Genomic DNA, 9,326 nt, shown 5'->3' with positions numbered 1-9,326 from the left:
GGCGGAGCCGGTTTCACCAGCCTTGCGCTCGCCACCGCCGACGGTGAGCGACAGCTGGTCCTCGCCGTCAATGTCCAGGCCGGGGCTGCGCGGCGTCCACGGCGTCCACGGCCAGGCTGATGACGTCCGTCACTCCCCGGCGGCGTCCAGCAGGATCCGGGCCAGTTCGGCGGGCCGGGAGAACATCGGCCAGTGTCCGGTGGCCAGTTCGACCGAGCGCCACCGCCCACCCGCCAGCAGCTCGACCACGTCCTCGTCGGGCTCCTCCCCCGCGAGCAGGCACAGCAGGTACGTCGCGGGCAGCTCGCCGAGGGGGCGGGTCAGGACGGCGGGCTCGGTCAGGGTGGCGCCCGGGTGCGGGGTGGAGCCGGTGACGATGCGGGCGATCTGCTCGTCGGTGAGGTCGTGGCCCTCGAAGTGGGCGGCGGTGGCACGCGGCCAGTAGCCGTCGTTCCCGGTGATCGCCGCCGTCAGCGCCGCTCCGCCGTCCGGCCAACTCGCGGCGAAGGACTGGCCGTCGACCGGGACGCTGGAGTCGACGAAGACCACGTGGGCCAGCCGGTCGCCGATCCGCGCCGCGGCCTGGCCGACCGGGATCCCCGCGTAGCTGTGGCCGACCAGGACGACCTCGCGCAGATCCAGTCGCTCGACCTCGGCCACGATGTCCTGGACGTGGGTCTGCTGCCCGGCCGGAACGCCCTGCTTGTCGGCGAGGCCGGAGAGGGTCAGTGGGTGAACGCCGTGCCCGGCCGCCCGCAGGTGCGGCACCACGTCGTCCCATGCCCATGCCCCGAGCCGCGCGCCCGCCACCAGTACGAAGTTCACCATGATCGTCACCGTAGCGGGCCGGCTCCGTGGCGCCCCAGGGGATTATCCACGCCCCCGGGACATGACACATGGTCGCCATCCGCCTCGGCTGCACTCCCCTCCTTTCATACCGTCACCCATGACCGGCAAGACCGTGGTTGATCAAGCGATTCTCCTGGATACCCCCTCCCGGTGTCGCCACCGCACCGGATCGAAGGCGGTGACCCGGGGTTCCGACGAGGCCTGCGCCCGATATCCGGCGCAGGAGAGCACCAGCATCTCGTCACCCCCGGGCTGGAATTCGTACGCCACCCGCTCCACCCGGCTCCCGATCCCGACCCCGGCCAGCTCCTCCCGCAGCCTCTCCAGCCCGTCGTACCGCTCCCCGGTGTCGTACACCACGACCGGGAAGATCCGGACCTCCCGCCGTGCCACCCGGGCGAGTTCGAGCAGCGCCGCCCGGTGGAAGCCCCTGCCGAGCCGATTGCCGTAGGAGAACAGCAGGTGCGAGCTGACAACCAGGTCGAAGGAGTCGTCTGCGAAAGGGAGTTGCGGCAGCGACCCGGCCAGGTAGCGCTCCGGCCGGGCGGTGATGTCGGCCCGGAACAGCCGGGCGCTGCCGATCCGTTCCCGGAGCAGGCCGGCCGGGTCGCCGTACCAGGACCAGACGAAGTCCGCAGCCTCCCGCATCAGCTGCCCGCGCTTGAAGAGGGTCTCCCGCTCGACCAGCAGCCCCAGCTCCTCGCGGTTAGAGGCGTATTCACGGTCCACCGCCACCGCGTCGATGCCTCGCTGCCCGGCTTCGGCCACGAAGCTCGCCGCGCCGCCCGGGCAGTCCAGGATGCGCTGCTCCAAGTCCCGGTCGGTGAGCGCGAACATCGCCCGGTACTCCGCGAAGGAACGGGCGCTGACCAGCACGGCTCACCCCCGCCCGACGAAGGGCATGGTGCTCGGCAGCACCACCAGGGACTGGATGGTGGTGTCCGGCGGCTGCGAGGCCATCAGCAGCAGGGCCTCGGTGAAGCGGTCCACCGGGATGGTCGCCTCCACCGCCATCGTCCCGTCGGCCTGCATCGCGGCGGGCTGCGGGCCACCGTCCAGCGGGGTGACGTTGCCGACGTCGATCTGCCCGCAGGAGATGCCGTACGGACGGCCGTCCAGGGCGAGCACCTTGGTGAGGCCGAGGACGGCGTGCTTGGCGGCCGTGTACGCCAGGGAGTTGGGACGCGGCACGTACGCCGAGGGCGCGCCGTTGTTGATGATCCTGCCGCCCTGCGGGGACTGGGTGCTCATCAGCCGGAAGGCCTCCCGGGCGCACAGGAAGCTGCCGGTGGCGATGGTGTCCAGCACCCGGTTCCAGTCCTCGAACGGGGTCTCGACGATCGGCCGGCGTGGGGCGGCCGCGCCCGCGTTGTTGAAGAGGAGGTCGAGACGGCCGTACCGGCCGCGGACGGCGTCGAAGAGCCGGGCGACCTCCTCGGGGCTGCGGATGTCGGTCGGGACGGTCAGCACCCGTGCCGGGTCGACGTCCGCGAGCGCCGCGGTCTCCTCCAGGGCGTCCTTGCGCCGCCCGGCGAGCACCACCGTCCAGCCCGCCTCCAGCAGGGCCAGCGAGGAGGCCCGGCCGAGCCCGCTGCCGCCGCCGGTGACCAGGGCGATCCTTCCGTTCAGGGTGTCCATGTCTCCCCCTCGTTCAGCCAGATCCGCAGCATCCGCCGGGCGTGCGGTCCGGGTTCGTCCACGTACGGTGAACGCCCGTGCAGCACCCGGCTGTTGCGGATGATCAGCAGGTCTCCGGCGGCCATCGGCAGCCCGAAGGCGATCTCCGGCCGGTACAGCACCTCGTCCAGCACGCCCAGCGCCTCCCACTGACGGTCCGTCAGTTCGGGTGCGCCCCGATCAGGGGAGGAACGGACGGTGCGGGTCTGGTAGTAGCAGCCGATGGTCCCGTCCTTCTGCGGGTACAGGATCGGGGTGACCACGACCTGCGGGCCCGCCCGGCCGGTCCGGTCGAAGGTCCAGTCCTCACCGAGGGTTGCCAGCGCGTCCGGCCGTTCCTGCTCGATCAGGTCGTGGACGTGCCGGGCGCTCGCCAGCTTGGTCAATCCGCCCCTGTGGTAGGCGGATTGGATGCAGAGCAGGACGAGCAGGTCGCAGGTGTCGCAGTGGAAGCCGAGTTCGGTGTTGCCGTCGCCGTCCTGGTCTCGCAGCACCGAGGTGAGGTCGCCGCGCCCGTTCTGCGGCACGATCCGGCCGAAGTCCCGCAGCAGGAAGGAGAGCGCCTCGGTGATCTCCCGTTCCGGCTGCGCCGGGTCGACCAGTCGGCCGACGTGGGCGAGGCCTACCGAGGCGATGCCGTCCCGGACGAAGCCGCGCAGCCGCCGGCGCACCGGCTCGGCCGCGCCCCAGCGCTCGGCCCGCGCGTCGGCCCAGAGCAGCCGCCGCTCCTCGTCCCCCAGCGGCAGCGACCACAGCTCCCGCCGGGCCTCCAACTCCAGGCTGCTCCAGCCGATCTCGGCGACCGTGTGCTCACTCATGATGCCTCCTTCTACCGGGCCCCGGCCGCGACGGCCTTGGACCAGAGCGCCAGCGCCTCGTCGATCTGCCCGGCCGTGACGACCAGCGCGGGGATCATCCGGACCACGTTGAGGTGGATCCCGCAGAGCAGGAGCAGCAGACCGAGGCCGGCCGCGGCCTGCTGGGCCCGCCGGGCGGCGTCCGGGTCCGGTGTGCCGTCCGGGCGGCAGAACTCGCTGGCCGCCATCAGCCCGAGGCCGCGGACGTCGGCGATGCCGGGCGCCTCGGCGGCGACCGTCCGCAGGCCGTCCAGCAGCCGCACGCCCTGCTCGGCCGCGTTCTCGACCAGCCGTTCCTCGCGCAACACGTCCAGGGTGGCCAGGGCGGCGGCGCAGGCCACCGGGTTCCCGCCGTAGGTGCCGCCCTGCGAGCCGGGCCAGGCGCGCCGCATCAGCTCGGTCGGCGCGGCGATCGCGGACAGCGGGAAGCCGCTGGCCAGGCCCTTGGCGGTGATCAGCACATCGGGCACCACCCCGTCCTCGTACTGGTGGGCCCAGAACCGGCCGGTGCGGCCGAAACCGCTCTGCACCTCGTCCACCACCAGCAGGATGCCGTGCCGGTCGGCCCGCTCGCGCAGTCCGGCCAGGAATCCGGCCGGTGCGGGGACGTAGCCGCCCTCGCCGAGCACCGGCTCGACGAACATCGCTGCCGTCTCGGCGGGCGCGGAGACGGTGGCCAGCACCTCGTCCAGCCCGCGCAGGGCGTGCGCCACGGCCTCCTCATCCGACAGCCCCAGCGAGAGTCGCAGCCGGAAGGCTGCGGGGAAGGGCGCCACCGCGACCCCGGGCACCAGCGGGCCGATGCCCGCCCGGAAGCGGGTCCCGGCGGTGGTGAGCGAGGCCGCGCCCATGGTGCGGCCGTGGAAGGAGCCCTCGAAGACGATCACGTTCTGCCGCCCGGTGGCGTGCCGGGCCAGCCGCAGCGCCGCCTCCACGGCCTCCGTCCCGGCGGTGGCATAGCACAGCGAGTCCAGGCCGGGCGGCAGAACGTCGCCCAACCGCTCGGTGAGGGTGAGCAGTCGGTCGTGCAGGACGGTGGTGTACTGGCCGTGGATCAGCCGGCCGGCCTGCTCGCGGACGGCCTCGACCACGCGCGGGTGGCAGTGGCCGGTACTGGTCACCCCCACGCCGGAGGTGAAGTCGAGGTAGCGGCGGCCGTCGGCGTCGTAGAGGTGGAGGCCTTCGCCGCGGACGGCGACGACCGGGGTGGCCTGCTTGAGCACCGGGGAGAGCTGGGACAACGGAGTCTGCCTTCTTCTGGAGGGGATGGGGTCAGCGGGGCGGCAGGTAGCCGGCCTCGGCGGCCCAGGTGAGCGCGGCCGACCACCACTGCGGGGTCGGCGCGGCGAAGCGGACGCCCAGCCGGTCGAGTACGGAGGTGGTGTAGGCGCCGTCCACCCGGACGTTGCGCTCCTCCTGCTGGGCCCAGGCCGCGGCCAGTCGGGCGGCTGTCGGGTGCCGGCGCTCGGCCCGGGCGATGGCGGCCGCGAAGGTCCCGTCGTCGGTGATCCGGACGGGGTAGCCGAACTCGGCGAGCCGGCCCACGAGTTCATCGTGCGGTGTCAGGTGGGGGTTCTCGACGTGGTACGCCCCGGGTGCGGCGTACGGGTCCAGCGCGATCGCGGCGATCCCTGCGGCCACCGTGTCCACGTGCGAGAACGCGAAGGCGGTGTCCGGTCGGCTGGGGGCGGCGCCCGCCAACAGGTAGCCGCGGATGAGCTGGTAGATCCGGTTGTCGCCGATGTTGGCCTGGAACGCCCCGGTCCGGCTGTGCGCCGCGATGTGGCCGCTGCGGTACAGGTAGGCGGCGTGCCCGGTGGCCGCCCAGGTCCGAACGGCCTGCTCGGCCCGGTACTTGGTGCGCTCGTACGGGGTACGGAAGTGCTGGCCGATCCACAGGTCCGCCTCGCTGAAGCGGCGCGACGGGCCGTCCACCCCGCCGGAGACGGCGAGGGTGGAGACGTGGTGGACCGCGGCGGCCGGGGTGTGCTCCTCGACCCAGCCGAGCAGCCGACGCACCGCCGCGTGGTTGGTGCGCTCCAGCTCGTCGGGTGAGGCGACCAGTCGGACGTCCGCCGCCGCGTGCACCACGATCCGAGCGGTCCGGGCGCGCTCCAGCCCGGCCGGGGAGAGGCCGAGGCCGTCCCGGCCGATGTCCCCGGCGACGGCCCGGGCCCGGCCGACGGCCAGGCGCCGTAAGGCCTCCGCCTCGTCGGTGGCCCGGACCAGGCAGGTGACCTCGGCTCCACGCCGCAGGAAGGCGTCCAGCAGGTGGCGGCCGAGGTAGCCGGTGGCGCCGGTGAGCAGCACCCGGGCCGGCTCCCGTACGCTCACCCGGGCGGTGCGCGGCACCCGGGCGTGCAGCAGCTGCCCGGAGGTGGACAGCGACGCCCGCACGGGCCGCTCCGCCGAAGGCCCGGCGAGCGCCTGGGCGAACCGGGCGACGATCCGCTCGGCGGCGGGGTGCGCCACACCGGGCCACCCGTACACCAGGTCGGCGACCAGGCGCTGCTCCACCACCCTGGCGGTGAGCCGCAGTCGGTAGATCGGGTCGCCCCCGGCGCAGCGGGCCACGCCCGCCTGCTCGTCGGCGACGGTCCAGTCCAGCGCGGGTTCCTCGGGCAGCCGGAAGGTGCCGAGGAAGTTGAACCCGACGGTCGGGCGCTCGCCGGACGTGTCCATCGGTCGGACGGGCGCCTCGCGCAGCCGCTGCGCGACCGTCTGCGCGCCCGCCGCCGGTTCCAGCTCGACGTGTTTGACGGCGGTGAACCAGCCGACGGTGTCCAGGAATCCACCCGGGTCGCCGGCGGTGTCCCGGCCGTGGGTCTCCACCTCCACGGCGAGCCGGGGCTCGCCCCGCCACTCCGCGACGGCCCCGGTGAAGGCGGCGAGCAGGACGGCCTCCAACCCGGCCCCGCCGCCGTGTCGTGCGATCAGCCGGGCGGTGGGTTCCTCGTCCAGGGCCCAGCTGAGCGCGGCCGGTCGGGAAGGCGGAACGGGCTCGGAGGCTTCCGGCACCGGTGTCGGCGGGGCGGCTGCCGCCCACTGGTAGAAGTCGGGCGTGGGCGGCAGGTCGGCCGGTCGTCGATCGAACACAGTCCGGTCGAGCACCGCACGGTAGGCGTGGGCGAGGTCGTCCAGCAGGATCCGCCAGGACAGCCCGTCGACCACCAGGTGGTGGGCGATCAGCGCCAGCCGGTCGTCGGTGCCGGGCGGCCCGGTGAACAGGTGGGCGCGCAGCAGCCGTCCGGCCAGCGGGTCGAGGCTGCGGTGGAGTGCGGTGCAGACCCCGGCGACGGTGTCGGCGATCGCGCCCGCCGCGCGCGGGATGCGGGAGTGGGAGACCGGGTCGAGGTCGGCCACCTCCCTGGGTTCGCCGTACCCCTCCGGCGAGACGGGGCGGCGCAGTGCCGGGTGGCGTTCCAGCACGGCCTCGACCGCCGCCGAGAGCGCGGCCGGGTCGACGGCGGTGCGGCAGCGCAGCAGCACGGACTGGTTCCAGTGCCGCACATCCTCGACGGACCGCTGCTGGAACAACCAGCGCTGGGCAGGGGCGAGTTGGCCTCCGCTGTCGCCGCGACGCGGTACCGGAACGGCGGGAACCACCGGCTCGGCCACCGACGCCAGCCCGGCTGGCGTCGGGTGCCGGTAGAAGTCCTCGTAGGCGACCCGCAGTCCGGAGCGCCGCAGGAAGGCGATGGTGCGCATGGCGAGGATGGAGTCCCCGCCGAGGCCGAGCACGTCCGCCTGCGGTCCGACGCCGGACAGTCCGAGCGCGCCGGCCCAGAACCGGGCGATCTCCCCGGCCAGGCCGTCCCCGGCCGTGCCCGACGACTCCGCTCGGGCCTCGACCAGTTCGGACACCAGAGCGCCCAGCCGACGCCGGTCCAGCTTGCCGTTCGGCCCGACCGGGAACTCCGGCAGCACCAGGATCGGCTCCGGCACCGAGTAGCCGGGCAGCCGGTCGCGCAGGTACACGCCGAGGCCGTCGACACCCGAGCCGTCCAACAGCCTGACCGCACCGAGCAGTTGGTTTCCCACCGCGGTCTCGCGCAGCAGCGCCGCCGAGCCCGCGACGCCGGGGTAGCCGTCCATGGCCCGCTCGACCTCGGCGAGGTCGACCCGGTAGCCGCGGACCTTCACCTGCCGGTCCACCCGCCCGAGGAAGACCAGGTGACCGTCCGCCCGTCGACGGCACAGGTCACCGGTGCGGTACATCAGTTGCCCGCCGCGCCGGACGAAGCTGCGCGCGGTCTCGTCCGGCCGACCGAAGTACCCGGCGCTGACGCCCGGCCCGCCGATCAGCAGCTCGCCCTCCGGCGCGGCGCGTCCCTCCCCGTCCACCACGGTGAGCAGCGCCTCCCCGATGCCGCTGCCGATCGGCACGGTCGGCTCCCCGACGGGCAGCTCACGTGCGGCGGTGGCGAGGAAGCAGGTCGCCCCGACCGTGGTCTCCGTCGGCCCGTAGTGGTTGACCAGCCGCTCGGTGACCCCGCCGTCGAGCAGCGCGGCCGCCAGCGGACGCGGCAGCGCCTCGCCGCCCAGCAGCAGGGTGCGCAGCGGCGCGGTGTCGCCCGGGCGGCCCTCCAGCAGGGCGGTCAGATGCGAGGGGGTGGTCTTCAGCGTGTCGACCCCGGCCCGGCGCAGCGAGGCCCAGAAGGCCTCCGGGTCGCGCACCCGCCGGTCCGGGACGACGTGTACCGAGCCCCCGGTGGCCAGGGCGAGCAGCCAGGCGGTGTGCCCGAGGTCGGCGGCCAGCGTCGTGACGTGCGCCAGGCGGGGCGCGGCCGCCGAGGTCAGGCCGAGCCGCGCGGCCAGCGACAACGCGTAGTGCACGGCGTTGGCGTGGGTGACCGCCACCGCCTTGGGCTCGCCGCTGGACCCCGAGGTGAAGGACAGGTAGGCGAGGTCCTCGGCGCCGACCTCCCCACCCCGCCCCGAGGAACCGGCCGCCTCCCCACCCCGCCCCGAGGGACCGGCCGCCTCGACGTCCACCACTTCGCCGCCGAGCCCGCCCTCCGTGGCGAGCACCCGCCCGACCCGAACGGCGGCGAGCCGCCGGGCGAGGTCTGCCGCCGACCAGTCCGGGTCGGCCGGCACGGCCGCCGCGCCGGAGCGCAGCACCCCGTGCAGCAGCACCAGCATCCGGGCGTCCCGGGGCCCGAGCAGGGCGACCCGGTCGCCCCGGCCGGTGCCGCCGGAAGCCAGCCGGGCGGCGATCCGCCCGGCGGCGGTGTCGAGCGTGCGGTAGTCGTAGGCGCGGACGCCGTCGGTGACGGCGGGCCGGTCGGGGTGGGACCGGGCGAGGTGCGACAGGAGCGCGGTCAGCGAGCCGGTGGCGGACGCGGACCAGAGGTGCTGCGTCGCGGAGGTCACGCCGACTCGTCCCCCGTCCGTGCCGTTCCCACCGGCCGGGCGAGCACCCCGGGGTCGCCCACCAGGTACCCGTCCAGCCCGGCCCGTTCGGGCAGACGCCCGGCCAACTCCCAGGCCAGCATGCGGTGCAGGCCGTCGATGTGGATCAGTCCCTCCCGGACCAGCAGGTCCGCGTAGTCGGAGTGGTCGACCGGCCCGGTGCTGAGGAAGAGCGGCGTGAACGGCGCCCGGCGCAGCAGTCGTAGCTTGGCCGCGCAGACCGGGTTGGCCGTCGCCCAGGCGGCTGCGCCGGAGCGAACGCGTTCGGCCGCCTGGGCCACGGTCAGCCCGGTCCGCGGGACGAGTTCGAGCTCGCCGCCCTCGCTGAGGTGCCAGGGCAGGAGGACGCGGAGGATGTCGACCCGGCTCAACCGGACCCGCCACCAGCCGCCGGGGATCCGGTCGGCGCGTTCGATGTTCTCCTCGCCGTACAGGTTGCTGTTCGCCTCGTGAGCCCGCTCCACCGGGTGGTCCCGCAGGTAGGCGTCGTGGACCTCGGGGTAGGCGACGGCGGTGACGATCTCCACG

At 74.4% G+C, this 9,326-nt stretch carries 7 protein-coding genes; all 7 read right to left on the bottom strand.

Annotated features, from left to right (window positions below):
• Window positions 1-129: 129 nt before the first annotated feature.
• The 7 genes from ABZW30_RS36730 to ABZW30_RS36700 all read right to left on the bottom strand — a co-directional run bounded on the left by ABZW30_RS36730 (window position 130) and on the right by ABZW30_RS36700 (window position 9,325).
• Entirely contained in the window at window positions 130-828 is a 699-nt protein-coding gene (locus ABZW30_RS36730) for an alpha/beta hydrolase (RefSeq protein WP_355675607.1), read from the bottom strand.
• A 141-nt stretch (window positions 829-969) separates the two neighbouring features.
• Window positions 970-1,725 carry a methyltransferase domain-containing protein gene (locus tag ABZW30_RS36725; protein WP_355675606.1) on the bottom strand — a complete coding sequence of 252 codons (756 nt, stop codon included), beginning with the start codon at window positions 1,723-1,725 and terminating at the stop codon, window positions 970-972.
• Between the two features lie 3 nt (window positions 1,726-1,728).
• A complete protein-coding gene (locus tag ABZW30_RS36720; RefSeq protein WP_355675605.1) occupies window positions 1,729-2,487 on the bottom strand; it encodes an SDR family oxidoreductase in 759 nt (252 codons plus the stop codon).
• A complete protein-coding gene (locus ABZW30_RS36715) occupies window positions 2,475-3,344 on the bottom strand; it encodes a TauD/TfdA family dioxygenase (protein WP_355675604.1) in 870 nt (289 codons plus the stop codon). The genes ABZW30_RS36720 and ABZW30_RS36715 overlap by 13 nt, the downstream gene beginning before the upstream one ends.
• Before the next feature lie 11 nt (window positions 3,345-3,355).
• Complete coding sequence (locus ABZW30_RS36710) at window positions 3,356-4,624, bottom strand: aminotransferase class III-fold pyridoxal phosphate-dependent enzyme (protein ID WP_355675603.1); 1,269 nt, start codon at window positions 4,622-4,624, stop codon at window positions 3,356-3,358.
• A gap of 31 nt (window positions 4,625-4,655) precedes the next feature.
• Window positions 4,656-8,759, bottom strand: coding sequence for an AMP-binding protein (locus ABZW30_RS36705; RefSeq protein ID WP_355675602.1), 4,104 nt, complete (start codon window positions 8,757-8,759; stop codon window positions 4,656-4,658).
• Window positions 8,756-9,325 (bottom strand): DUF6309 family protein, encoded by a 570-nt coding sequence (locus ABZW30_RS36700; protein ID WP_355675601.1) that lies wholly within the window; start codon window positions 9,323-9,325, stop codon window positions 8,756-8,758. The genes ABZW30_RS36705 and ABZW30_RS36700 overlap by 4 nt, the downstream gene beginning before the upstream one ends.
• Window position 9,326: the final 1 nt, after the last annotated feature.

The organism is Kitasatospora sp. NPDC004669, from assembly GCF_040609455.1.
Lineage (GTDB): Bacteria > Actinomycetota > Actinomycetes > Streptomycetales > Streptomycetaceae > Kitasatospora.
This window is presented reverse-complemented; position numbering and strand designations above follow the sequence as displayed.

Bases quoted from the DNA above. Each gene is read 5' to 3' on its own strand.
- ABZW30_RS36715 (WP_355675604.1), bottom strand. From the start codon at position 3,344: ATGAGTGAGCACACGGTCGCCGAGATCGGCTGGAGCAGCCTGGAGTTG.
- ABZW30_RS36720 (WP_355675605.1), bottom strand. From the start codon at position 2,487: ATGGACACCCTGAACGGAAGGATCGCCCTGGTCACCGGCGGCGGCAGC.
- ABZW30_RS36730 (WP_355675607.1), bottom strand. From the start codon at position 828: ATGGTGAACTTCGTACTGGTGGCGGGCGCGCGGCTCGGGGCATGGGCA.